This window comes from Streptomyces sp. Rer75 (assembly GCF_013414305.1).
Taxonomy (GTDB): Bacteria; Actinomycetota; Actinomycetes; order Streptomycetales; family Streptomycetaceae; genus Streptomyces; species Streptomyces himastatinicus.
The window spans coordinates 5,721,980-5,744,852 of record NZ_CP058693.1 but is presented as its reverse complement, the minus strand read 5'-3'; the positions used below and the strand labels follow the sequence as shown (position 1 = coordinate 5,744,852).

Here is a 22,873-nt window from a genome sequence, read left to right as displayed (position 1 = left end):
TCCCGTCGAGCGGCGGCCACCGGCCGGTGGGGGCGGCCCCGGAGCGACCCCGAGCCACCCGGGGGCGGGCGCCGGGCGGGGGTGGGCGCGGCCCCGCCCCCTCCCGCCGAGCAGCGGCTTGTACCCAGGTTGTGGGCAATCGTTCCGCTGGGCGGAACGGGTGGGCACAACCCGGCCACCGGCCCGCACCCGGCAGCGAAACCCGCCCATCCGGTTCCGGGGGTCGGGGCGTCCGGCCTTGCCACCGACTCCTGGCCGAAGCTCCGCTCGTACGCCGTGCGGATGCGTTCGATCCGGGGGTGCTGGGCCCGGGCCTTACATCCGTGCGGGGGCGAAGCCTCTTGTTGCCTGGGGCGGTCAGCCCTACCCTGCCATCTGACGGGCCGTCAGATTATCGGGGAGATGACGCCATGACGGGCGAGACGACCGGCGCGACCGAGCTGCCCATGGTCATCAGCGTGGACGACCATGTGATCGAGCCCGCCCACCTCTTCGAGACCTGGCTCCCGGCCAAGTACCGCGACCGCGGCCCGAAGCCGCTCACGGCCGGGATCGGGGAACTGGCGTACATCGGCGGCAAATACCGCATCACGACCGATCCGGATGGTCCGCTCACGGACTGGTGGGAGTACGAGGGCGGGCTGTTCCCGTACAAGCGGATCATCGCGGCCGTCGGCTTCTCGCGGGACGAGATGACCCTGGAGGGCATCACCCGCGAGCAGATGCGCCGCGGGTGCTGGGACCCCAAGGCCCGGATCGCCGACATGGAGATGAACCACGTCGAGGCGTCGCTGTGCTTCCCGACCTTCCCCCGCTTCTGCGGCCAGACCTTCGCCGAGGCCGACGACAAGGAGGTCGGGCTGGCGTGCGTGCGGGCCTACAACGACTGGATGGTCGAGGAGTGGTGCGGTGACAGCGGCGGGCGGCTGATCCCGCTGTGCCTGATCCCGCTGTGGGACATCGAGCTGGCCGTGCGGGAGATCCGCCGGAACGCCGCGCGGGGCGTGCGCGCCGTGACGTTCAGCGAGATCCCCACCTACCTCGGCCTGCCCAGCATCCACAGCGGCTACTGGGACCCGTTCTTCGCCGAGTGCGAGGCGACGGGGACGGTCGTGTGCATGCACATCGGCTCGTCCTCGCAGATGCCCGCCGCCTCCCCCGACGCCCCGCCCGCCGTGCAGGCGGCGTTGAGCTTCAACAACGCCATGGCGTCGATGATGGACTTCCTCTTCAGCGGCGTCCTGGTGAAGTTCCCGCGGCTGAAGCTCGCGTACGCCGAGGGGCAGATGGGCTGGATCCCCTACGCCCTGGAGCGCGCGGACGACGTGTGGGAGGAGCACCGGGCGTGGGGCGGCGTCCGGGACCTCATCCCGGAGCCGCCGTCCACGTACTACTACCGGCAGATCTACTGCTGCTTCTTCCGCGACCGGCACGGCGTCGCCTCGCTCGACACCGTCGGGGTGGACAACGCGACCTTCGAGACCGACTACCCGCACGTGGACTCCACCTGGCCGCACACCAAGCGGATCGCGGCCGAGCACGTCGCGGGGCTGCCGCCGGAGACCACGTACAAGATCCTGCGCGGCAACGCGATCCGGATGCTGGAGCTGGACTTCGACAGGGACCGGAGGGCATAAGCTCGGTTGAATTCAGCCATCATGGCGTGAATCCCGGCTGACCCCTTGCCTCTTCGCGCGCGCTGGTCATGGGATCGGTGCATGGACGAGAATCCCCGCTTCCCACACCCCACAGCGTTCGGCGCCGGTCCCTCCCCACGCGGGGACCGGTGCCGAACGGTGGGGCGGTGCCGATCCGCACCCCCCCGCATGGGTGCGGATCGCGGAAGGGCCGGTTCGGTGGTCGACGCGGCGGCCGTCAGGGCCCGGGCCGATGGCCCGGCAGGGCGGCCGCGTTCGCCTGCGCTGCTGGGCTGTGATCCTGCCAGCTGCGCCGTCCGCCGAGGAGGTTCCGGTGGTGGGCCACGGCCTTCGTCGCAGGTCATCCGTATAAAGTGAGTTTTCCGGTCCGGATATCCAGGCGCGGGGGAAGTAAGGAGTGGAGACCTTGAGTTCCGACTCAGGGGTACGCACGGCCTTCGCGGAACGTCTCGCGCTGCTGTACCGGGAGGCCGGCAACCCTCCCCTGAAGAGCGTGGCCGAGGCGGTCGTCCGGCTTCAGCGGGTCGACGAGCGGGGGCGCCCCGTACGGGTGTCCGCTCAGCGGATCAGCGACTGGCGGCGGGCCAAGAACGTACCCGCCCAGTTCGCGGCCCTCGCGGCGGTGCTGCACGTACTCATCCCCGACGCACGGCGTCTGCGGCGCGCGCCGGTGTCCACCGGTCTGTACGACATGGCCCAGTGGCAGCGCCTCTGGGAACGGGCGGTGGCCGACCCGGTCGGCGAACGCCCCCCGGCGGCCGCGGACGAGGAGGAGCGGCCCCCGGCCGACGCCCCGGCCGTCCCCGGCGCGGTGTGCCCCTACCGCGGGCTGGCCGCGTACCGGCAGGAGGACGCCCGGTGGTTCTACGGCCGGGAGCGGAGCACGGAGGCGCTCGTCCGCCAGCTGCGCGCGGCGGAGAAGACGGGCGGCCTGGTCATGCTCGTGGGCGCCTCGGGGGCGGGGAAGTCCTCCCTGCTGAACGCCGGACTGGTGCCCGCGCTGGAGGACGGCGCACCGGGCGACGGGGACGGCCGGGCGCGGGAGGTGCTCCAGCTCGCGCCGGGCAGCGATCCGCTCGGGGAGCTGACCCGCCGGATACCCCGGCTCACGGACGCCCTCCGCAGGGAGCCCGGTACGCCCGGGTTCGCGCGCGCGGTGCGGGAGGCCGTCGCGGCGTGGGCGGGGACCTCCGCCGCCCGCCCGGTCGTCATCGTGGACCAGTTCGAGGAGGCGTTCACCCTCGGCACCGAGGAGGCGGACCGGCGTACGTTCATCCAGCTGCTGCACGCCGCGTGCTCGCCCTCCGCCTCCGGTGACCCCGCCCCCGTCCTCGTCGTCCTCGGCATCCGCGCCGACTTCTACGAGCAGTGCCTGGCGTACCCCGAACTGGCCGACGCGCTCCAGCACCGCCACATGGTGCTCGGCCCGCTGACCGTCGCCGAGCTGCGCGAGGCGGTGACCGGGCCGGCCAAGGCCGTGGGGCTGGAACTCGAACCGGGCCTCGCGGAACTGATCGTCCGGGAGGTGAGCGCCGACGGCCCCCGCGGCACCCACGACGCGGGCGTACTGCCGCTCCTCTCCCACGCCCTGCTCGCCACCTGGCAGCGCCGGAAGGCGGGACGGCTGACCCTGGCCGGCTACCGCGCGGCGGGCGGCATCCAGGGGGCGGTGGCCGCGACGGCCGAGCGGGCCTGGTCCGGCCTCGACCCCGCGGCGCGCACGGCCGCGCGGCTGCTCCTGCTGCGGCTGGTCCGGCTGGGCGAGGACACCCAGGCCACCCGCAGGCGGGGGATGCGGCGTCAGCTGTCGGAGGAGTCGACGGAACCCGGCAAGACGGAGGAATCACTCGAAGCGCTCGTCCGCGCCCGCCTGGTGACCCTCGACGCGGACACCGTGGAGATCACCCATGAGGCGCTGCTGCACGCCTGGCCGCGGCTGCGCGACTGGATCGACGAGGGCCGGAACGACCATCTGCTGCGCCAGCGGCTGGAGGAGGACGGCCGGGCCTGGGAGGGCATGAACCGCGATCCGTCGCTGCTCTACCGGGGCTCCCGGCTGGAACAGGCCCACACCTGGGCGAAGTCCGCCGGGGACACCCTCCTGACCCGCAGCGCGGTGGAGTTCCTGGCCGCTTCGGTGCGGCTGCGCAGGCGCGTCATCTGGCTCAGCCGGGGCGCGGTGGCGGCCCTGGTCGCGCTGGCGATGGTGGCCGTCGGCGCGGCGGTGGTCGCGTGGCAGCAGCGGGACGACGCGGTGTTCGAGCAGGTGGTCACCGAGGCCGATCGCTTCCAGTCCCGGGATCCGTCGCTGTCCGCCCAGCTCGCCCTGGTGGCACACCGTCTGCGGCCGGACGACGAGGGGACGAAGAACCGGCTGATCTCGATCGTGAACGCGCCGCTGGCCACCCCGCTGCTCGGCCATACCGGCGCCGTCTACCTCACCTCCTTCAGCCCGGACGGGAAGACGCTGGCCACCGCCGCGTACGACCGGACCGTGCGGCTCTGGGACACCAGCGACCCGACGCGCCCCAAGCCGCTGGGCAAGCCCCTCACCGGCCACACCAGCTGGGTGAGCAGCGCGGTCTTCAGCCCGGACGGCCGCACCCTCGCCAGCGCCGGAGACGACGGCACGGTGCGCCTGTGGGACGTGGGCGATCCCCGCCATCCGCGTCCGCTCGGCGCGCCCCTGTCCGGCCATGACGGCACGATCTACCTGCTCGCGTTCAGCCCGGACGGGAAGACGCTGGCCGCCGCCACCGAGGACCGCAAGGTCCGTCTGTGGAACATGCGCGACCGGGGACGGCCGAAGCCGCTCGGCACGCTGTCCGGCCACACCGCCGCCGTGCGCTCCGTGGCGTTCAGCCCCGACGGCAAGATCCTGGCGGGCGGTGGCGACGACGGCACGATCAGGCTGTGGAACATGGCCGATCCGCGTCATCCGAAGCGGATCGGCAAGGTGCTGACCGGCCACACGGACCTGATCCACTCCGTGGCGTTCAGCCCGGACGGCCGTACGCTCGCCAGTGGCGCCGCGGACAACACGATCCGGCTGTGGGACGTCGGCGACCCGCGCCGCGCGGAGCTGCTGGGCGCGCCGCTCACCGGCCACAGCGGTCCCATCTGGTCCGTGGCGTTCAGCCCGGACGGCAACATGCTCGCCGCCGCCAGCCAGGACAGCACCGCGAGCCTGTGGAACGTCCAGGACCCGGCGTATCCGTCGCAGGTCGGCGAGCCGCTGGCGGGGAGCAGCGGCGAGATGTACGCCCTGGGCTTCAGCCCCGACGGCCGGACCCTCGCCACCGGGAGCGGCGACAACACGGTCCGCCTGTGGTCGATCCCGACGTCGGACATGATCGGCCGGGTCGGGGCGTTCCGCCCGGACGGGCGGGTGCTCGCCACGGCGGCGCGCGACGAGAAGGTCCGGATGTGGAACGTGGCGAAGCCGGGTCGGCCGGTGCCGCTGGGCAAGCCGTTCAGCCCCGGGAAGGGCGCGGTGCGGGAGCCGACCTTCTCCCCCGACGGCCGCATCTTCGCCGTGATGACCGGCGGCCGCACGGTGCGGCTGTGGAACGTCACCGACCCGGCCCGTCCCGTCCCCGCCGGGCCGCCCCTGGACCTGCGGACCCGGTTCGCGGGCGCGCTGGCCTTCAGCCCGGACGGGCGGACGCTGGCCTCCGTGTACGACGACCGCACCATCCGGTTGTGGGACGTCAGCGACCCGAAGCGGGTCCGCCCGCTGGGCGCGCCGCTCACCGGCCACAAGGGCTACGTCAACGCCCTCGTCTTCAGCCGGGACGGCCGCATGCTCGCCAGTGGCAGCGCCGACAACACCATCCGGCTGTGGAAGGTGACCGACCGGCGGCACGTCGTACGGCTGGGCGCGCCGCTCACCGGCCACCTCGGCCCCATCAACGCGCTCGCGTACGGCCCGGACGGCCACACGCTGGCCAGCGGCAGCGACGACAACACGGTCCGCCTCTGGAACATCACCGATCCCCGCAAGGCGACCCGGCTGGGCCGCCCGCTCACCGGCCACACCGACTCGATCGTGTCGCTGACGCTCAGCCGGGACGGCACCACCCTGGCGAGCGGCGGCAACGACAACGCGGTCCGGCTCTGGGACATCACCGTCCCGTCCGAGGCCGACGCCATCGGCCAGTCGATGAGCCCCAACGCCAAGACCGGCAACTTCCTGTCGTTCAGCCCCCAGAGCCACATGCTCGGCGTGTCGAGCGGCGCCGATACGGTCCGGCTGTGGGACCTGGACGTCGACAAGGCCATCCGCCGCGTCTGCTCGATGACGCGGGGCGTGCTGACGCCGGAGAAGTGGCACGAGTATCTGCCCCGAATGTCCTACGAGCCGCCGTGCGGGCGCTGAGAAAAGGGGGCCTCCGTGAGTGATCACGATCACAACTCCGCGTTCATTCCGACCAGTCGGCACCCTGACGCGAGCAGTCGCGTTACGCTGGGGAACAGCCCGATCGCTGGTGCATCCCCCGTCGCCAGCGATCGGGCGTTTGCCTGTGCGCCGACTCCCTGTGCTGCGACGGCCAGCACCGCTCGGCGCGAAGCTGGAGGTCTCCCGTGACGCCGTGGCTCGACGAGGCCGCCATGGACCTCACCCGCGCCTACGTCCGCCACGCGCCCTGGAGCACCGGGAAGCGGGCCCTGGTCGAGCGCCACCTGAACGCCGCCCTCCGCGACCGCCCCCTGCACCGCCTGGCCCGCACCCGCTTCGGCGCCACCTTCGCCGTCGACACCCAGGACCTCATCCAGCGGTACCTGTACCTCTTCGGCGTCTGGGAACCCCACATGACGCGCTGGCTCCAGCGCAGGCTGAAGCCGGGCGACGGGTTCGTGGACGTCGGGGCCAACATCGGCTACTACAGCATCCTCGCCTCACGCCTCGTCGGCCCCGGCGGGACGGTGGTGGCGGTCGAAGCCTCGCCGACGTTCCACCAACTGCTCCTGCGGCACGCCCGGCGCAACGGCTCCACCAACATCCGCGCCATCAACGCCGCCGTCTCCGACCGCGACGAGCTGCTGACCTTCATCCTCGCCAGCTCCCGCAACATGGGCGCGAACAGCATCGTCCCCTACGACGGCCCGGCCGAGTCCACCTTCGACATCGCGGCCCGGCCGCTGCCCGACCTCCTCACCGAGGACGAGATCACCCGGGCCAGGGTCATCAAGATCGACGTCGAGGGCGCGGAAGGCGGCGTGGTCCGCGGCCTGACCCCGCTCCTGCCCAGGCTGCGCCCCGACGCCGAGCTGACCATCGAGGTCACCCCGGAGCGGATGGCCGACCTGGGGGAATCCGTCGAAGAGCTGCTGGAAGCCCTGACGTCCCACGGCTTCCACACCTACCACCTGACCAACGACTACGCGGCGGCCACCTACCCGCCCGCGATCCACGGCCCCGCCCGCGCCCCACGCCGCTGGCACGGCCCCGTCACGGCCGAGAGCGACCTGATCTTCTCCCGCGTCGATGCCGCCACGCTGCCCTGACCGCTGCGGGCGTCAGCCCGCCTCGTACCGCCAGCCGTCCATCGCCGCCAGGACGCGGGCGCGGGACTCGACGACCGCGAATCTCGCCTTGCGCTCGGTCTCGTCCGCGTGGGCGGCGTGGCTGGTGACCTGGCCGGGCCACTTGCGGTAGAGGAGGCCGGTCTCGGCGGTGAACCAGCCGCGGCTGACCGCGCTCAGGGCCATCAGCAGGCCGGTGTCCTCGGAGGCGGGCAGGGCCATCCAGCCGCCGAGGGCCAGGAGCAGGTCGCGGCGGACGAAGAGGGTCGCCGGGTGGACCTGGGCCCGGTAGTCGTGGGTCTTCCAGTGGTCGAGGACGGCGCCGCGCGCGATCGGGCCCTGCGGCGGGTCGCCCTCGAAGCCGACGGTGGAGCCGTCGGGCAGCAGGTCCAGGGCGCGTGAGGTGGCCCAGCCGAGCCCCGGGTTCTCGTTGAGCGCGCGCAGGTCGCGGGCGAGGGCGCCGGGGGTCAGCATGTCGTCGGCGTCCAGCACCTTGACGTAACTGCCCTCGGCGCGGGCGAGCCCCATCGTGCGGGCCATGGCCGCCCGCCCGGCCCGGCCCTGGCCGAAGCTGATCCGGTCGTCGTGGGGGACGTAGGGGCGTACGGCGCGGGTCTCGCCGTCCTCCTGCACGACCCACTGCCACTCCCAGCCGTCCGGCAGTTCCTGCTGGCACAACGATGCGTACGCGTCCGGCAGATGCCCGGCGCCCGGGGCGTGGACCGCGGTGATGACCGTGATGGTGTTCGGCATGGTCACCACCTTGTCAGGGGCGTGGTGAAGACGAGTTCCGTACGGTCGCCGGGCAGCCGCACATCGGAGACCTCGACGACCCGGCCGTCGGTGCCGGTGCAGATCTTCCGGAGGAGGATCACCGACACCCCCTTCTCGAGGCCGAGCGCTTCGGCCTCTTCCCCCGTCGGCGGCCGGGTCGTGATCCGTTCCTCGATGCGGTCCAGCTCGATGCCGATCGTGTAGAGCTGGTTCTGCGTGCCCCCGGGCCAGGGCTCGTTGGCGGCGTCGAGCAGATCGGGATTCGCGGCCACGACGTCGTGGACGAGATACGAGTTCACGAGGGCGAAGGGGGCGTCCTCCCCGCGGCAGTTGGTGCGGTACATCCGCTCCAGCAGCCGCGTCCCCACGGGCACCCCGAAGACCCCCGCCAGGTCCTCGTCGGCCTTCGTCTCGCAGTACTCGGCGTGGAAGGCGAGATCGGTCACCTCCAGCCCGGTGTCGTGCTCCGTGGCCCCGGTCCGCAGCCGCTCGGCCCGGGGCCGCCGCGCCCGGTCCTTCTCCCACTGGTGCCGGTCGCTGCTGCGCTCGACGCGCCGACGCGGCGTACGGACGAAGGTCCCCACCCCGTGCCGCTTGTCGATCAGCCCCTCGGCGGCCAGCTCGGACAGCGCCCGCTGAAGCGTCGGCACACTCGTCCGGTACCGCACCGCGAGCCGGTCCTCGGCCGGAAGCCGCTCCCCCGGCCGGAGCCGGCCGGTGCGGATGCCGTGCCGCAGGGCGTCGGCGATCTGCTCGTACCTGGCCATCCGCGATCACCGCCCTCGATGTCCGGACGGTCTCAGGTTAAGTCCTCAAGAGGTCTCGGGGCCTGCGATGCGGATCCGACGACAACGGCCCCCGGCCGCGTAAACGCAGCTCGGGGGCCGTTTTCCCAGCGTGGCGGCGCCAGGATTCGAACCTGGGTAGGCTAAGCCGACGGATTTACAGTCCGCTCCCATTGGCCACTCGGGCACACCGCCTGGGATGTGTGGCCAGGTGCCCTGCCCCGCTTCCGCGGCGCTGCTCCCTGGCAACGACGTAAACAATACCTGATGCCGGGGGGTGGTCCGCCACCCGGTTGATCGCCTCTGGATCATGGCCGGGATGGCTAGGCTGGCGCTTACGGTCCGCTGGGCCGTGCCACTGACGGATCTACGTACGAGGAGCCAACTCAAGATGGCCGACTCCAGTTTCGACATCGTCTCGAAGGTCGAGCGGCAGGAGGTCGACAACGCTCTCAACCAGGCGAGCCGCGAGATCTCCCAGCGCTACGACTTCAAGAACGTCGGGGCCTCGATCGACTGGTCGGGCGAGCGGATCGAGATGCGCGCGAACTCCGAGGAGCGGGTGAAGGCGATCCTCGACGTCTTCCAGTCCAAGCTGGTCAAGCGCGGGATCTCGCTGAAGGCGCTGGACGCGGGTGAGCCGCAGGCGTCCGGCAAGGAGTACAAGATCTTCGCCTCGCTCCAGGAGGGCATCTCCCAGGACAACGCGAAGAAGGTCGCCAAGATCATCCGTGACGAGGGCCCGAAGGGCGTCAAGGCGCAGGTGCAGGGCGATGAGCTGCGGGTCACCTCGAAGAGCCGGGACGACCTCCAGTCCGTGATCGCGCTGCTGAAGGGGAAGGACCTGGACTTCGCGATCCAGTTCGTCAACTACCGGTAGGTGGTTGCGGCCGCTTTACGGCACGCCGGGGCCTTGCGGGCCCCGGCGTTCGTGTGTGGCGACGCCATCCCCGTCGGCGGCGGCCGCCAGCCGGTCGCCCCGGCTCTCGGCGATCCGGAGGGCGTCGCGGAGGGCTTCGGTCAGCCGGTGCGCCAGGTAGCGCAGCTCCCCGGCGTGTGCGTTGTGGGCGCCCAGCAGGGCGCGGGCGTGGGCGAGCAGTTCCGTCCCCATGTCCAGCTGCAACGCCTCGACCTCGTCCGCCCGCCGGTTCATCCGGCTGTCGGCGTCGTCGGAGGACAGGTAGCAGGGTTTGCCGTCCGGGGTGGTCCAGGGCAGCAGGCGCAGGCCGGTCATCACGTTCTTCCTGTCGCCGGGGCTGGTGCGGCCTCCATCCTTGGGCTCGGGCCCGTACCTGCGGGAGTTGACAGGCGTTGACTACGCTGAGGAGTCAACGGTCCACGCAGGGGGTTCCGTCATGGACGATTTCGGATCGCGCGTACGTGCTCTGCTCACCGAGCGGGGCATATCCCTGCGCGCCACGGCCCGCGCGCTCACCTACGACCCCGCCTATCTGTCGCGTGTGATCAACGGCAGGCAGCGACCGTCAGAGGCGCTGGCAGCGGCCCTGGACGGCCTTCTGGAGGCCGACGGAGCACTGGTCTCGCTCGCCGCACCCGAGGTGCACCCGCCGGAGTCGAGTGCTGAGCGGGCCACCGACGTCGAGGGGGACATCGCGCACATGCGGGCGTCCGTTGCCCACCTGCTGGCCCACGACAACCGGTACGGCAGTACGGCGGTGGCACCGGCCGCCGTGCAGGTCTGGCGTGCGGAGCAGCGGAAGCTGGACCGGGGCACCGTTCCCGACCGGGCGCGGGCCGGGTACCTGTCGGCTGTCGCCGAGCTCGCCGAGATCGCGGGCTGGCTGCTGTTCGACTCCCGGCAGTGGGACGCCTCGCGGACGGCGTTCCTGGAGTCCCATCTGCTCGCCCGGCAGGCCGGGGACAGGGCCATGGAGTGGTTCGCCCTGGACATGCTCGCGATGCACGACGTACAGACCGGGCGAGCGGGCGAGGCTCTACGGATCGCGGACGAGTTGCTGACGGGGCTCCGCGTCCCGCCTCGTATCGCGCTGCTCGCGCGCGTACGCCGGGGCAGGGCGCTCGCCCAAGTGGGCGACCACCGGCGTGCGCTGAACGCGCTGGAGGGTGCCAGGGCCGGGCTGGAGGAGTCGATCAGCCCTCGGGACCCGGCGTGGGCGTGGTGGGTGAACGACACCGAGATCACCGGCCATGAGGGCGAGGCGCTCCTTGCCGCCGGTGAGGCCAGGGCCGCGATTCCCACGTTGCAGCGCGCGCTCGAACTGGCCTCGGTGCACTTCCCGGCGGGCCGGGGGACGCTCTACTACAGCGTCGCCCTGTTGTCGGCGTACGCCACCACCCACGCGTGGCGTGAGTGCGAGGCGACGCTGGTCTCTATCAACACCCTGCTGGAGACGGTCACCTCCGAGCGCAGCCGCGACAGGCTGCGCACCACGCTGCGGGTGATGGCCCGCCAACCAGACGCTCCGCCCGCACTGCTGGACCTCGCGAGGCACACCGCAGAGGCGAGCTGAACCGAACGGACCGGCTCAGCGCGCGGCGAAGGGGCGGTCCGTGGGGACGATGTCGTGGCCGAGGGGGGTCAGGGAGATCGGGATCAGCTTGAAGTTGGCGATGCCCAGCGGGATGCCGATGATCGTCACGCACAGCAGGACGCCGGTGACGATGTGGGCGAGGGCGAGCCACCAGCCGGCGAGGACGAGCCAGAGGACGTTGCCCACGCAGGAGGCGGCGCCCGCGTCGCGGCGGGGGACGGCGGTGCGGCCGAAGGGCCACAGGGCGAATCCGGCGATGCGGAACGAGGCGATCCCGAAGGGGATGCCGATGATGGTGATGCACAGCAGCAGTCCGGCGAGGAGATAGCCGCACGCCATCCAGAAGCCGCTGAATACGAGCCAGATGATGTTCAGAATGGTCTTCACGGTTGCTCCCCCGCCATTTTTTCGAGCCGTGCGATGCGTTCCCGCATGGGCGGGTGGGTGGAGAAGAGCCTGGCCATGCCGATCCCGCCCCCGAACGGGTTGGCGATCATCATATGGCTGGCGGTCTCCAGTCGCGGTTCCGGGGGCAGCGGCAGCTGCCGGGTGCCGTGTTCGAGCTTGCGCAGGGCGCTGGCGAGGGCCAGGGGGTCGCCGGTGAGCTGGGCGCCGGACGCGTCGGCCTCGTATTCGCGGGAGCGGCTGACGGCGAGCTGGATGATGGCGGCCGCGAGCGGGCCGAGGAACATGATCAGCAGCATGCCGACGAAGCCGGGGCCCTCGTCGTCGTCGGACCGGCCGATGGGGATCAGCCAGGCGAAGTTGACCAGGAACACCACCACGCTGGCGAGCGCGCCGGCGATGGAGGAGATGAGGATGTCGCGGTTGTAGACATGGCTCAGCTCATGGCCGATGACCCCGCGCAGCTCCCGCTCGTCGAGCAGGCGCAGGATGCCGTCGGTGCAGCAGACGGCCGCCTTGCGCGGGTTGCGGCCGGTCGCGAAGGCGTTGGGGGCCTCGGTCGGGGAGATGTAGAGCCGCGGCATGGGCTGGCGGGCCGCGGTCGACAGCTCGCGCACCATCCGGTAGAGACCCGGCGCCTCGAACTCGCTGACGGGCCGCGCCCGCATGGCCCGCAGGGCGAGCTTGTCGCTGTTCCAGTAGGCGTACGCGTTCGTCCCCAGGGCGACGAAGACCGCGATGATCAGCCCCATGCGGCCGAAGAAGCTGCCGATGACGATGATGAGCGCCGACAGTCCCCCGAGGAGTACGGCGGTCTTCAGCCCGTTGTGCCGGCGGTGCACGGTACGCCCTCCCAATGATGCACAGGGGAACCCTTGACTGGTGTCTCCACCTTTCAGTGGACCGTCCCGAACTGGTCAACGCCAGGTGAGGGTCACTAGTTCCCTTGTGCACCCGTGTGCACCTCGGGCGCCGCTAGAGCAGGGCGCCCGAGGCGAATCGCAGGACGAGCTGGGGGGCGCCGGACAGCGCGATGCCCAGGACGGCGGCGAGTCCGATGGCGGCCGTCAGGGGGGCGGTGGCCGCCACCGGGGTGACGGATGCCACGCCGGTGCCCTCGGCCGAGGGGGCCTCCGGTGCGCGGAAGAGGACCGCCGTCCACTGGAGGTAGTAGTAGAGGGCGATCACCACGTTCAGCGCCATCACGACGGCCAGCCAGCCCAGGCCCGCGTCGACGGCCGTGGAGAAGACGGTCACCTTGGCGAAGAGCCCGATGACGCCCGGCGGCAGCCCGGCCAGGCACAGCAGGAAGAAGCCGAGCGCGAGGGCGGCGGCCGGGCGGGCGGCGTACAGGCCGCGGTAGTCGGTGATGCGGCCGGTGGCGTGCGTACGGGCGACGAGGGCGACGACTGCGAAGGCGCCGAGGTTCACGGCCGCGTACATGAGGGCGTACGCGACGGTCGAGCCGATGGCGTGGGCCGCGTCCCCGTCCGGGCCCGCGTATCCGGCGGCCGCGATCGGGACCAGCAGATAGCCCGCCTGGCCGACGGAGGACCAGGCCAGCAGGCGTACGGCGCTGTGCGCGCGCTCGGGGCGCTGGCGCAGCGCGGCGACGTTGCCCGCGGTCATGGTGAGGGCGGCGAGGACGGCGATGGCCGGGCCCCACACGTCGTCGTACGACGGGAATGCGACGACGGTCACCAGGATGAGGCCGGAGAAGCCGACCGCCTTGCCGACCACGGAGAGGTAGGCGGCCACCGGGATCGGCGCGCCCACATAGGTGTCGGGGACCCAGAAGTGGAAGGGCACGGCGGCGGTCTTGAAGGCGAAGCCCACCAGGGTGAGGACGACGCCCGCCTGGGCGAGCGTGTCGAGGCGCGGGTCGACCTGGGCGAGGCCGTCGGCGATCCGGGACAGGTGCAGGCTGCCGGTGGCGGCGTAGACGAAGCTGACGCCGAGGAGCATGACGGCGGTCGCGGTGACCGAGGAGAGGAAGAACTTCAGCGCGGCCTCGGAGGAGAGCCGGTCGCCGCGGCGCAGCCCGACGAGCGCGAAGGCGGGGAGGGAGGCCACCTCCAGGGCGACGACGAGGGTCGCGAGGTCCCGGGAGGCGGGCAGCAGGGCCGCGCCCGAGGCGGACGACAGCAACAGGAACCAGAACTCGCCCGCGGGGAGCCGCAGGTCCTGGATGCCGTTGATGGACAGCAGCGCGGTGAGCAGCGCCCCGCCGAGCACCAGCAGCTGGATGACGAGGGTGAAGGTGTCGGCCGTGTAGCTGCACGCGGCGGCGGAGCCGGAGCCGACGCAGAAGGTGGAGCGGTCCCCGTCCAGCAGGGGCAGCAGGCTGAGCCCGGCCAGGGCGAGGCCCGCTATCGCCAGCCAGCCCAGCAGGGGCTTCCTGTGCTCGGGCAGGAAGAGGTCGGCGACGAGGACGGCGAGACCGGCCACGGCGGCGATGGTGGGCGGCGCGACGGCGAGCCAGTCGACGGACTGGACGAGGCCCGCGGCGAGACCAGAGGCGATCGGAGTCATCAGTTGCCTCCCGCGAGGAGCTGCTGCACGGCCGGGTCGGTGAGGTCGAGGAGGGCCGCGGGCCACAGTCCGGCGAGGACGGTGAGGGCCACCAGGGGGCTCCAGGCGGCGAATTCGTAGCCGTGGACGTCGGCCAGGGCGGGCCGGGCGGCGCCGTGTTCGGCCCCGGGTTCCACGGGGTGGTCGCCCATGCAGACGCGCCGTACGACGATGAGCATGTAGGCGGCGGTCAGCAGGGTGCCGAGACCGGCGAGCGCCATATAGGTGAGGTACGCCGGGCGGCTGAGCCCGTCGGCGGGTTCGAAGGCGCCGAACATGGCGAGCATCTCGCCCCAGAATCCGGCGAGTCCGGGCAGCCCCAGGGAGGCGACGGCGCCGAAGGCGAGCAGCCCGCCGAGGCGGGGCGCCCGGCCGTAGAGGGCGGCGCCGCTGACCCCCGAGAGCTGGTCCAGGTCGGTGGTGCCGGAGCGGTCCTTGAGCGCGCCGACCAGGAAGAAGAGCAGACCGGTGATGAGGCCGTGGGCGATGTTGGCGAACAGCGCGCCGTTCACCCCGGTCGGGGTGAGGGTGGCGATGCCCAGCAGGACGAAGCCCATGTGGCCGACGGAGGAGTAGGCGATGAGCCGCTTGAGGTCGCCGCCCGCGCCGCTGCGGGCCAGGGCGAGGCAGGCGAAGGATCCGTAGATGATGCCGACGACGGCGAAGGCGGCCAGGTAGGGCGCGTAGGTGTGGGCGCCCTCGGGGACCATCGGCAGCACGATGCGGACCAGTCCGTACGTGCCCATCTTGAGCAGGACGCCCGCGAGGAGGACCGAGCCGACGGTGGGCGCGGCGGTGTGGGCGTCCGGCAGCCAGCTGTGCAGCGGCCACATCGGGGCCTTGACGGCGAGTCCGACGATGAGGGCGAGGGCCGCGATGAGCTGGGTGGTGTGGCTGAGCCCGGCGCCGTTGTCGGTGGCGAGTGCCACCATGTCGAAGGTGCCGCCCTTGACCCCGACGAGGAGGAGGCCGAGCAGCATGACGACGGAGCCGAGCAGCGTGTAGAGGATGAACCGCCAGGCGGCGCGCTCCCGTTCGGCGCCTCCCCACCGGTTGATGAGGAAGTACATCGGGATGAGCGTCATCTCGAACGCCAGGAAGAACAGCATCAGGTCGAGGACCGCGAAGCTGGCCAGGGTGCCGCCCTCCAGGAGGAGCAGCAGCGAGACGAAGGCCTTCGGGGAGCCCCCGGCGGGCATCTTGACGTACGAGTAGAGCGCGCAGAGGAACGTCAGCAGCGCGGTCAGGACGAGCAGGGGCAGCGAGACGCCGTCCACGCCGAGGTGGATGCGGATGTCCAGCGCCGGGATCCAGCTGATGTCGGTCTGGGCCTGCATCGTGCCCGGGCGGCCGTGGTCGAAGCCCGCGGCGAGCGCGATGGCGGCGGCGAGCACGGCGCCGGTGACGGTGACGCCGTGGCGCAGCACGGCCTGCTCCGGGTCGCGGCCCCTCAGGCCGGGCGGGGCCGGGAACAGGGCGGCGACGGAGCCGAGCAGGGGGAGCACGACGACGGCCGCGAGGAGGTATTGCAGGACGGTGTGGTTCACGGGTCAGGCTCCCGCTGCGACGAGGACGGCGGCCACGGCCAGGACGAGGGAGCCCGCGAGCAGCGCGCCGAGATAGGTCTGCACGTTGCCGGTCTGGGCGCGGCGGACGGCCGCGCCGAGCAGGCGGGGGGCACCGGCCGCGCCGCGTACGTACGTCTCGACGACCTCGCGGTCGAGGAAGCGGACGAGGGTGGCGGCGGCGCGCACGGGGCGGACGAACAGGGCGCTGTAGACGGCGTCGAGGTGGAAGCCGGCTGCCGCGTGGCGGTGGAGGGGGCCGAGGAGGAGGCGGCCGGGGTCGGCGGGGTCGGTGGCCCCGGCGATGGAGCCGTAGGCGGCCTCGTGGGTGGCGATGGCCTCGACCTCGGAGACGGCGTCGGCGGCGTCCGGGTGGGCGGCCACGGCGCCGAGCGGTACGCGGGCGGCCCGCGCCGAGGTGTGCTGCCAGGCGGCGTACATGACCAGCACGCCGATGAGGGCGGCGCCGGTGCCGAGGACGGAGGTGGTGAGGGTCGGGGTGAGGGTCTCACCGTCGAACCAGTCGGGGAGGGTGCCGTAGGACAGGCCGAGGGCGACCGTGGGGACGAAGAGCACCCACAGGACGGCGTTCAGGGCGACCGGCTGCCTGCCGTGGTCGGGGGCCTGCTCGCCCTTGCCGCGGAAGGCCAGCAGCCACAGCCGTCCCGCGTACGCGGCGGTGAGCAGGGCGGTGAGCAGCCCGGCCGCGAGCACGGTCCAGCCGACGCCCGTGGGCACGGCGGAGGTGTGGCCGGTGGCGGCGTGCTCGGCGGCGCCGAGGACGGCTTCCTTGGAGAAGAAGCCCGCGAACGGCGGGATGGCGGCGAGCGCGAGCAGCGCGACCGTGGCCGTCCAGTAGGCGTCGGGGATGCGCTTCGCGAGGCCGCTCATGCGGGACATGGCGGCGAGGGAGTTCGTCCCGGCCGCGTGGATGATCACGCCCGCGCCGAGGAAGAGGAGCGCCTTGAACGCGCCGTGGGAGATGAGGTGGAAGACGGCCGCGCCGCGGTCGTCGACGGCCAGCGCCCCGGTCATGTAGCCGAGCTGGCCGACGGTCGAGTAGGCGAGGACGCGCTTGATGTCGTCCTGGGCGAGCGCGGCGAGCGCCGAGCCGACCATGGTGACCGCCGCCATGACGGCCAGGACGGCGAGCGCGGCGGCGGAGGACGCGAAGACGGGCAGCAGCCGGGCGATGAAGTAGACACCGGCGGCGACCATGGTGGCGGCGTGGATCAGCGCCGACACCGGGGTGGGGCCGGCCATCGCGTCCGGCAGCCAGGTGTGCAGCGGGAACTGGGCCGACTTGCCCGCGACCCCGGCCAGCAGCAGCAGCGCGATCAGGGTGGGGTGGTCCAGCGGGATGCCGGAGGTGGTGGCGGTGAGCCGGGCGTAGATCTCGCTGATGCGGAACGTGCCGGTGTCCCCGGCGAGCGCGAAGATGCCGATCAGGAACGGGACGTCGCCGAGCTTGGTGACGAGGAACGCCTTGAGGGAGGCGGACCGGGCGGCCGCGGTCTCCCAGTAGTGGCCGACCAGGAAGTACGAGCAGATGCCCATGATCTCCCAGCCGACGAGCAGCACGATCAGGTCGTCGGAGTAGACGACGAGGAGCATCGCGGCGGTGAAGAGGGAGACGAGGGCTGCGTACGAGGGGTAGCGGGGGTCGTCCCGCAGATAGCCGGTCGAGTAGATCTGCACACAGCACGCGACGACGCCGACGAGGACCGCGACCAGGGCGGCGAACCCGTCGATGTGCAGCGCGAGGTCGATCGGGACCGAGCCGGTGTCGGCGAGCCGGGTCGCGACGGTCAGCGGCGCCTTCCCGGCACCCTGGCCACCGCCCTGCCGTACGGCCACGAGCACGGCGAGAAGTGTCCCGGCGACGGTGGGCAGGATGGCGAGGGGGCGTACGAAGCCGGGGGCACGGCGCCCCAGCAGCAGTCCCGCGGCGGCACCGAGGAAGGGCAGGAGCGGGACGAGAACGGCGGCGGTCGTGGTCGTCACGCGGTCTGCCTCCGGGCGCGAGTTCCCTGGTCGGCGCGGTCGTCAGGACCGTTGTCGGAGCCGTTGTCAGGGCCGTTGTCAGTGGCGGCTGCCATGCTGTCGTCCATGGGGTCCTGGCCGGTCGGCGGGGGGTCGGCCAGGTCCCGGAGCCGGTCGACGTCGGAGGTGCCCCGGTTGCGGTACACGAGGAGGACGATGGCGAGACCGATGCCGATCTCGGCGGCGGCGATGGCGATGGTGAACAGGGTCAGCGCCTGGCCCGCGTGCAGGGTGTCGCGGAGCCAGACGTCGAAGGCGACGAGGTTGAGGTTGACGGCGTTGAGCATCAGCTCGACCGACATCAGCACCAGGATCGCGTTGCGGCGGGCCAGGACGCCGTACAGGCCGGTGCAGAAGAGGAGGACGGCCAGCACGGCGGGGTAGGCGAGGTGCATCAGCGCTTCTCCTCAACCTTCTTGCGGGACAGCACGATCGCGCCGACGAGCGCGGCGAGCAGCAGCACGGACAGCGCCTCGAACGGCAGCACCCAGTACCGGAAGAGGCTCTCACCGGAGACCGCGGTGGAGCCCTGCACACCCTTGTCGAGGTCGATCCAGGTGGCCCGGAAGGCGTCCACGACCACCCACACCAGCGCGGCCGCGGCGGCGACGGCCACCGCGAGCGCGGCCGGGCGGTTGCCCGAATCGGCGTCCGGGGAGCGGCCGATGGGTGCCTTGGTCAGCATCAGCCCGAAGAGGAGGAGGACGACGACGGAGCCGACGTAGATCAGCACCTGCACCCAGGCGATGAACTCCGCGGTGAGCAGCAGGTACTCCACGGCGAGCCCGCCGAGCGCCACCACCAGCCACAGCGCGGCGTGCACCAGCTGCTTGGTGGTGACGGTGACGACGGCCGCGCCGAACGTCGCGATGCCTACCAGGAGGAAGGCGATCTCGACGCCGGTGGGCGACAGGAACCCATGGCCGGTGGCGGCCAGGTGGACCGCGGTGCTCACGAGGCGGCCCCGTTCGTCCCGTCAGAGCCGTTCGCTTCCGCGGCTTCAGCCGCCTTCGCCTCTTCGGCTGCCTTCGCTTCGGCCGCGGCGAGCTTCTCGGCGGCCTTGCGGGCGGCGCCGATCTCCTTCGGCTCCTCGGCGGCCGGGTCGAGCGCGGGCGGCGCGGGCACCGTCCACATCCATTCGCGGAGCTTGTCCCGCTCATGGGTGAGGTCGCGGATGTCCTCCTCCGCGTACTCGAACTCCGGCGACCAGAACAGCGCGTCGAAAGGACACACCTCGATGCAGATACCGCAGTACATGCACAGGGCGAAGTCGATGGCGAACCGATCCAGCACATTGCGGCTGCGCTCACGCCCGCCCGGCGCCGCCGGGGGCACCGTCTCCTTGTGCGAGTCGATGTAGATGCACCAGTCCGGGCACTCGCGCGCGCACAGCATGCAGACCGTGCAGTTCTCCTCGAACAGCCCGATCACCCCACGGGTACGGGGCGGCAGTTCGGGCTGGGCGTCCGGATACTGCGCGGTGTGCGACCTGCGGGTCATCGTGCGCAGGGTGACGGCCAGGCCCTTGGCCAGGCCGGAACCGGGAATACCCATCAGGAGATCACCACCTTGACGACGCCGGTGAGGGCGATCTGGGCCAGCGAAAGCGGAATGAGGCAGGTCCAGGCGAGCTTCTGCAACTGGTCCTCGCGCAGCCGCGGATAGCTCACCCGCAGCCAGATCACGACGAAGGCGAGGACGGCCGTCTTGAGCAGCGTCCACAGCCAGCCGAGGTCGCCTTCGAACGGACCGTGCCAGCCGCCGAGGAACAGGACGGTGGTCAGCCCGCACAGGATGACGATGCCCGCGTACTCGGCGAGCAGGAAGAGCGCGAAGCGCAGCCCGGTGTACTCGGTGTACGCACCGAAGATGATCTCGGAGTCGGCCACCGGGGCGTCGAACGGCGGCCGTTGCAGCTCGGCCAGCCCGGCGGTGAAGAACACCAGCCCGCCGACGATCTGCCACGGCACCCACCACCACTCGAACGCGTCGAGGATGCCGGGCAGCGACACCGTGCCCGCGGCCATCGCCACGGACGCGGCGGTGAGCAGCATCGGCAGCTCGTACGCCATGAGCTGGGCGGCGGTGCGGAGGCCGCCGAGCAGCGAGAACTTATTGGCCGAGGCCCAGCCCGCCATCAGCGAGCCCAGCACGCCGACGCCCATCACCGCGAGCACGAAGAAGACGCCCGCGTCGATGACCTGCCCGACCGCGCCGCCCGGGCCGATCGGGATCGCGACCAGGACCAGCAGATACGGCAGCAGCGCGACGGCGGGCGCGAGCTGGAAGATCCGCCGGTCGGCGCCGGCCGGAACCACGTCCTCCTTCTGCGCGAACTTCACGCCGTCCGCGACCAGCTGGGCCCACCCGTGGAAGCCGCCCGCGTACATCGGCCCGAGGCGGCCCTGCATATGGGCCATGACCTTGTGCTCGGTCTGACCGACGAGCAGCGGGAGCACCAGGAACGCGACGAGGAGGGCGAGCAGTCGCAGCGCGACGTCGAGGACGTCGTTCACGCGGTGCCTCCTGGTGGGCCGTCGGGGTGGGTCGTCTCGTCGGTGCCGGGTTTGTCGGCGCCCGGTTTGTCGGTACCGGGTTGCGTGTCGTCCGGTTGTTCCGGGGCGTCCGGCTGCTCCGGTGCGTCCGGTTTCGCAGCGCCGGTTTGGCCGTCGTCCGCTCCTGGCTCGCGGCCGGACTCGGCCGCGTCCTTCGCGGGGGCCTCCGGCGCGGGGCCGGACTGCTCCGCGTCGTCCCGCGCCGGGCGCGGGTTGTGCCAGGGGGCATCGGACGACCGGGGCCGCCGTGCCGGGCGGTCGGCCGGGGTCGTGCCCGAGACGTCGGGCGTCGTCGCGCCGGACTGCGCATCGCCCGACGTGGCGTCGGTGGGCCCGGGCGGCGGGGTCTGCTCCGATGGCGTCGGCTCGGCAGCCGACGTCCGCTGGCTCGCCGAGCCCTCGCCCGCACCGCGCGCACGACGTGCGGGGCGCTCGGGCGCCGGGGCGTCCGGTGTCGGCGCCGTGTCGGCAGCCGCCGCGGCCTGCTGGCTCGCCGAGCCCTCGCTCGCGCTGCGCGTACGCCGCGCGGGACGCTCGGGACGCTCGGCCGGGGTGGCGCCGGTCGCCTTCGGCTCGGCGGCCGCGGCCGACCCGGACTGGGTCGCCGAGCCCGCGGCCGCGGTGCGGGTGCGGCGGGCCGGGCGGTCGCCTGCCGCGCGGGCGCCGCGGGCCGGGCGGGCGGGGGCGGGTGGGAGCTGGCCCTTGAGCGGGCCCCATTCGTTGGGGTCGGGCACGCCCGGGGGAAGCATCTGGCGCCGCTTGGGGCCGCCGTGGTCGGACTCCCCCGGTTCCTTCGCGCCCGGCCAGGCCTTGGCGACCCGGGCCGCCAGCACGAAGTCCTTGCGCAGCGGGTGGCCCTCGAAGTTGTCGGGCAGCAGCAGCGGCGCGAGGCCGGGGTGGCCGCTGAAGCCGATCCCGAACATCTCGTGGGTCTCGCGCTCGTGCCAGGCCGCGCCCGCGTAGACGCCCACGGCGGTGGGCAGCGTGGCGGCGTCGTGCGGCACGGTGGTGCGGACCAGCAGGCGGCGTATGGCGGCGCCCGGGGTGAGGGCGGCGACGTGTGCGGCCACCCGGAAGCCCTCGCCGGGCTCGTCGACCGCGCTCAGCCAGTCGAAGTAGGTGCAGCCGAGGGCGTCGCGGGCGGTCTCCAGGGCCGTGATCCAGGCGTCGGCGGGCACGTCGACGGTGAGCAGGCCGTACGCCTCCTCGGCCGTGGCGCCCGCGCCGAACAGTTCGGTGGCGGGGCGCGGCAGCCAGCCGACCACCGCTTCCTGCTCAGGGGACTCGTTCGGCTCGGTCATCGCGCGTCCTCCCGGGCGGCCGGGGGCTCGACCAGGCCGCTGCGCAGCGCGGCCGTGGACGGGCGGCCGCCCTTCGACGCGTACCGCTCCCACAGCGACTCGCGGGCGATCTTCTCCTGGAGCTTGAGGATCCCCTGGAGCAGCGCCTCGGGCCGGGGCGGGCAGCCGGGAACGTACACATCGACCGGGATGATCTGGTCGACGCCCTTGGTCACGGCGTACGAGTCCCAGTAGGGACCGCCGCAGTTCGAGCAGGCGCCGAAGGAGATCACGTACTTCGGCTCCGGCATCTGCTCGTAGAGCCGCTTGACCGCGGGCGCCATCTTGTCGGTGACGGTGCCGGAGACGACCATGAGGTCGGCCTGGCGGGGCCCCGGCGCGAAGGGGATCACGCCGAGCCGGATGAAGTCGTGGCGGGCCATCGAGGCGGCGATGAACTCGATGGCGCAGCAGGCCAGCCCGAAGTTGAAGACCCACAGGCTGTAGCGGCGGCCCCAGTTCAGGACCACCTTCATCGGCTCAGGGGCCAGCCGCGCGAGCGGGCCGAGGCGGCGCGGCTCCGGGAGATCCACGGGAGCCTGCGCGGGGGTCGGTGTCACGTCCATTCCAGGACGCCCTTCTTCCATGCGTACAGCAGACCTACGGCGAGGAACCCGAGGAAGATGAACATCTCCACCAGGGTGGCGGCGCCGAAACCGGGCGCGGCGAAGACCGTCGCCCATGGGAACAGGAAGATCGAATCCACCGCGAAAATCACGTACAAGAAAGCGTAGACGTAGTAGCGGACCTGGGTGTGTGCCCAGCTCTCGCCCACGGGGTCCACACCGCACTCGTACGTCAGCAGCTTCTCAGGCGTCGGCACCACCGGCCGCAGCAGTCGCCCTGCCCCGAAGGCCACGGCGACGAAGATCACCCCGACCGCCGCGACCAGACCTACCACCGTATAGGCGTGGAAGTAGTCGGCCGCGAGCGGGACGCTGCTGGCCGCGCGTACGGTCGTCGCCTCCGGCACGTCCGCCCCTCGCTCCCTGTCCTGCCTGCTGCTCGTCGACCTCGTGTGTTCGACGATCCGTACGCACGGGAGTCTAGGCCCTACCGGCGGTGGGGCGATCCGCCCGTCCGGCATGCGGAGCCCCGAGCCCACGGGGGACTACCGGGGACTACGGGGGCTAGCCCT

At 72.3% G+C, this 22,873-nt stretch carries 20 protein-coding genes and 1 tRNA gene; 5 read left to right on the top strand and 16 right to left on the bottom strand.

Annotated features, from left to right (window positions below; translation table 11 throughout):
* Nucleotides 1–410: 410 nt before the first annotated feature.
* The 3 genes from HYQ63_RS24640 (at nt 411) to HYQ63_RS24630 (ending at nt 7,166) form a co-directional block, all read left to right on the top strand.
* A complete protein-coding gene (locus tag HYQ63_RS24640) occupies nt 411–1,637 on the top strand; it encodes an amidohydrolase family protein (protein WP_179935959.1) in 1,227 nt (408 codons plus the stop codon).
* Between the two features lie 418 nt (nt 1,638–2,055).
* Nucleotides 2,056–6,036 (top strand): WD40 repeat domain-containing protein, encoded by a 3,981-nt coding sequence (locus tag HYQ63_RS24635; protein ID WP_179935957.1) that lies wholly within the window; start codon nt 2,056–2,058, stop codon nt 6,034–6,036.
* Between the two features lie 233 nt (nt 6,037–6,269).
* Entirely contained in the window at nt 6,270–7,166 is an 897-nt protein-coding gene (locus tag HYQ63_RS24630; protein ID WP_179940466.1) for an FkbM family methyltransferase, read from the top strand.
* Between the two features lie 12 nt (nt 7,167–7,178).
* Here the strand turns inward: HYQ63_RS24630 and HYQ63_RS24625 are convergent, their stop codons facing one another.
* The 3 genes from HYQ63_RS24625 to HYQ63_RS24615 all read right to left on the bottom strand — a co-directional run bounded on the left by HYQ63_RS24625 (nt 7,179) and on the right by HYQ63_RS24615 (nt 8,938).
* Nucleotides 7,179–7,937 carry a glycosyltransferase gene (locus HYQ63_RS24625; RefSeq protein ID WP_179935956.1) on the bottom strand — a complete coding sequence of 253 codons (759 nt, stop codon included), beginning with the start codon at nt 7,935–7,937 and terminating at the stop codon, nt 7,179–7,181.
* A gap of 2 nt (nt 7,938–7,939) precedes the next feature.
* Nucleotides 7,940–8,725, bottom strand: a complete 786-nt coding sequence (locus HYQ63_RS24620; protein ID WP_179935954.1) for a GntR family transcriptional regulator — start codon at nt 8,723–8,725, stop codon at nt 7,940–7,942.
* A gap of 131 nt (nt 8,726–8,856) precedes the next feature.
* Nucleotides 8,857–8,938, bottom strand: a tRNA-Tyr gene (locus tag HYQ63_RS24615).
* A gap of 196 nt (nt 8,939–9,134) precedes the next feature.
* Between HYQ63_RS24615 and HYQ63_RS24610 the strand changes: the two genes are divergently transcribed.
* The gene (locus HYQ63_RS24610) at nt 9,135–9,623 is read left to right on the top strand and encodes a YajQ family cyclic di-GMP-binding protein (protein WP_179935953.1); all 489 of its coding nucleotides are present in this window, start codon (nt 9,135–9,137) and stop codon (nt 9,621–9,623) included.
* A gap of 15 nt (nt 9,624–9,638) precedes the next feature.
* Here HYQ63_RS24610 and HYQ63_RS24605 read toward each other — a convergent pair whose 3' ends face one another.
* Entirely contained in the window at nt 9,639–9,977 is a 339-nt protein-coding gene (locus HYQ63_RS24605) for a hypothetical protein (protein WP_179935952.1), read from the bottom strand.
* A 121-nt stretch (nt 9,978–10,098) separates the two neighbouring features.
* Between HYQ63_RS24605 and HYQ63_RS24600 the strand changes: the two genes are divergently transcribed.
* A complete protein-coding gene (locus tag HYQ63_RS24600) occupies nt 10,099–11,235 on the top strand; it encodes a helix-turn-helix transcriptional regulator (protein WP_179935951.1) in 1,137 nt (378 codons plus the stop codon).
* 15 nt (nt 11,236–11,250) lie between these two features.
* Here HYQ63_RS24600 and HYQ63_RS24595 read toward each other — a convergent pair whose 3' ends face one another.
* From HYQ63_RS24595 to HYQ63_RS24540, 12 genes are all read right to left on the bottom strand, one after another.
* Nucleotides 11,251–11,643 carry a YccF domain-containing protein gene (locus tag HYQ63_RS24595; protein WP_179935949.1) on the bottom strand — a complete coding sequence of 131 codons (393 nt, stop codon included), beginning with the start codon at nt 11,641–11,643 and terminating at the stop codon, nt 11,251–11,253.
* Nucleotides 11,640–12,503, bottom strand: a complete 864-nt coding sequence (gene htpX / locus HYQ63_RS24590) for a zinc metalloprotease HtpX (RefSeq protein ID WP_179935947.1) — start codon at nt 12,501–12,503, stop codon at nt 11,640–11,642. Before htpX ends, HYQ63_RS24595 begins: the two co-directional genes overlap by 4 nt.
* Nucleotides 12,504–12,636: 133 nt before the next feature.
* Complete coding sequence (locus tag HYQ63_RS24585; protein WP_179935945.1) at nt 12,637–14,193, bottom strand: NADH-quinone oxidoreductase subunit N; 1,557 nt, start codon at nt 14,191–14,193, stop codon at nt 12,637–12,639.
* Nucleotides 14,193–15,779 carry a NuoM family protein gene (locus HYQ63_RS24580; protein WP_179935943.1) on the bottom strand — a complete coding sequence of 529 codons (1,587 nt, stop codon included), beginning with the start codon at nt 15,777–15,779 and terminating at the stop codon, nt 14,193–14,195. The genes HYQ63_RS24585 and HYQ63_RS24580 overlap by 1 nt, the downstream gene beginning before the upstream one ends.
* Before the next feature lie 3 nt (nt 15,780–15,782).
* Nucleotides 15,783–17,801, bottom strand: coding sequence for an NADH-quinone oxidoreductase subunit L (locus HYQ63_RS24575; RefSeq protein ID WP_179935941.1), 2,019 nt, complete (start codon nt 17,799–17,801; stop codon nt 15,783–15,785).
* Entirely contained in the window at nt 17,798–18,235 is a 438-nt protein-coding gene (gene nuoK / locus HYQ63_RS24570; protein WP_179935939.1) for an NADH-quinone oxidoreductase subunit NuoK, read from the bottom strand. Before nuoK ends, HYQ63_RS24575 begins: the two co-directional genes overlap by 4 nt.
* Complete coding sequence (locus tag HYQ63_RS24565) at nt 18,235–18,795, bottom strand: NADH-quinone oxidoreductase subunit J (protein WP_179935938.1); 561 nt, start codon at nt 18,793–18,795, stop codon at nt 18,235–18,237. The genes nuoK and HYQ63_RS24565 overlap by 1 nt, the downstream gene beginning before the upstream one ends.
* Nucleotides 18,792–19,394, bottom strand: a complete 603-nt coding sequence (locus HYQ63_RS24560; RefSeq protein WP_179935936.1) for an NADH-quinone oxidoreductase subunit I — start codon at nt 19,392–19,394, stop codon at nt 18,792–18,794. The genes HYQ63_RS24565 and HYQ63_RS24560 overlap by 4 nt, the downstream gene beginning before the upstream one ends.
* A complete protein-coding gene (locus HYQ63_RS24555) occupies nt 19,394–20,356 on the bottom strand; it encodes a complex I subunit 1 family protein (protein WP_179935934.1) in 963 nt (320 codons plus the stop codon). Before HYQ63_RS24555 ends, HYQ63_RS24560 begins: the two co-directional genes overlap by 1 nt.
* A complete protein-coding gene (locus tag HYQ63_RS24550; protein ID WP_179935932.1) occupies nt 20,353–21,696 on the bottom strand; it encodes an NADH-quinone oxidoreductase subunit C in 1,344 nt (447 codons plus the stop codon). Before HYQ63_RS24550 ends, HYQ63_RS24555 begins: the two co-directional genes overlap by 4 nt.
* Nucleotides 21,693–22,301, bottom strand: coding sequence for an NADH-quinone oxidoreductase subunit B (locus tag HYQ63_RS24545; protein WP_179935930.1), 609 nt, complete (start codon nt 22,299–22,301; stop codon nt 21,693–21,695). Before HYQ63_RS24545 ends, HYQ63_RS24550 begins: the two co-directional genes overlap by 4 nt.
* On the bottom strand, nt 22,292–22,708 hold the full coding sequence (locus HYQ63_RS24540) for an NADH-quinone oxidoreductase subunit A (protein ID WP_123105487.1): 417 nt from the start codon (nt 22,706–22,708) through the stop codon (nt 22,292–22,294). The genes HYQ63_RS24545 and HYQ63_RS24540 overlap by 10 nt, the downstream gene beginning before the upstream one ends.
* Between the last annotated feature and the right edge of the window lie 165 nt (nt 22,709–22,873).

What these genes read in the sequence shown, in the direction of transcription:
- HYQ63_RS24630 (WP_179940466.1), top strand. Translation starts at nt 6,270, where the DNA reads ATGGACCTCACCCGCGCCTACGTCCGCCACGCGCCCTGGAGCACCGGG.
- HYQ63_RS24545 (WP_179935930.1), bottom strand. Translation starts at nt 22,301, where the DNA reads ATGGACGTGACACCGACCCCCGCGCAGGCTCCCGTGGATCTCCCGGAG.
- HYQ63_RS24620 (WP_179935954.1), bottom strand. Translation starts at nt 8,725, where the DNA reads ATGGCCAGGTACGAGCAGATCGCCGACGCCCTGCGGCACGGCATCCGC.
- HYQ63_RS24585 (WP_179935945.1), bottom strand. Translation starts at nt 14,193, where the DNA reads ATGACTCCGATCGCCTCTGGTCTCGCCGCGGGCCTCGTCCAGTCCGTC.
- HYQ63_RS24640 (WP_179935959.1), top strand. Translation starts at nt 411, where the DNA reads ATGACGGGCGAGACGACCGGCGCGACCGAGCTGCCCATGGTCATCAGC.
- HYQ63_RS24560 (WP_179935936.1), bottom strand. Translation starts at nt 19,394, where the DNA reads ATGGGTATTCCCGGTTCCGGCCTGGCCAAGGGCCTGGCCGTCACCCTG.
- HYQ63_RS24625 (WP_179935956.1), bottom strand. Translation starts at nt 7,937, where the DNA reads ATGCCGAACACCATCACGGTCATCACCGCGGTCCACGCCCCGGGCGCC.
- nuoK (WP_179935939.1), bottom strand. Translation starts at nt 18,235, where the DNA reads ATGCACCTCGCCTACCCCGCCGTGCTGGCCGTCCTCCTCTTCTGCACC.
- HYQ63_RS24605 (WP_179935952.1), bottom strand. Translation starts at nt 9,977, where the DNA reads ATGACCGGCCTGCGCCTGCTGCCCTGGACCACCCCGGACGGCAAACCC.
- HYQ63_RS24610 (WP_179935953.1), top strand. Translation starts at nt 9,135, where the DNA reads ATGGCCGACTCCAGTTTCGACATCGTCTCGAAGGTCGAGCGGCAGGAG.
- HYQ63_RS24600 (WP_179935951.1), top strand. Translation starts at nt 10,099, where the DNA reads ATGGACGATTTCGGATCGCGCGTACGTGCTCTGCTCACCGAGCGGGGC.
- HYQ63_RS24550 (WP_179935932.1), bottom strand. Translation starts at nt 21,696, where the DNA reads ATGACCGAGCCGAACGAGTCCCCTGAGCAGGAAGCGGTGGTCGGCTGG.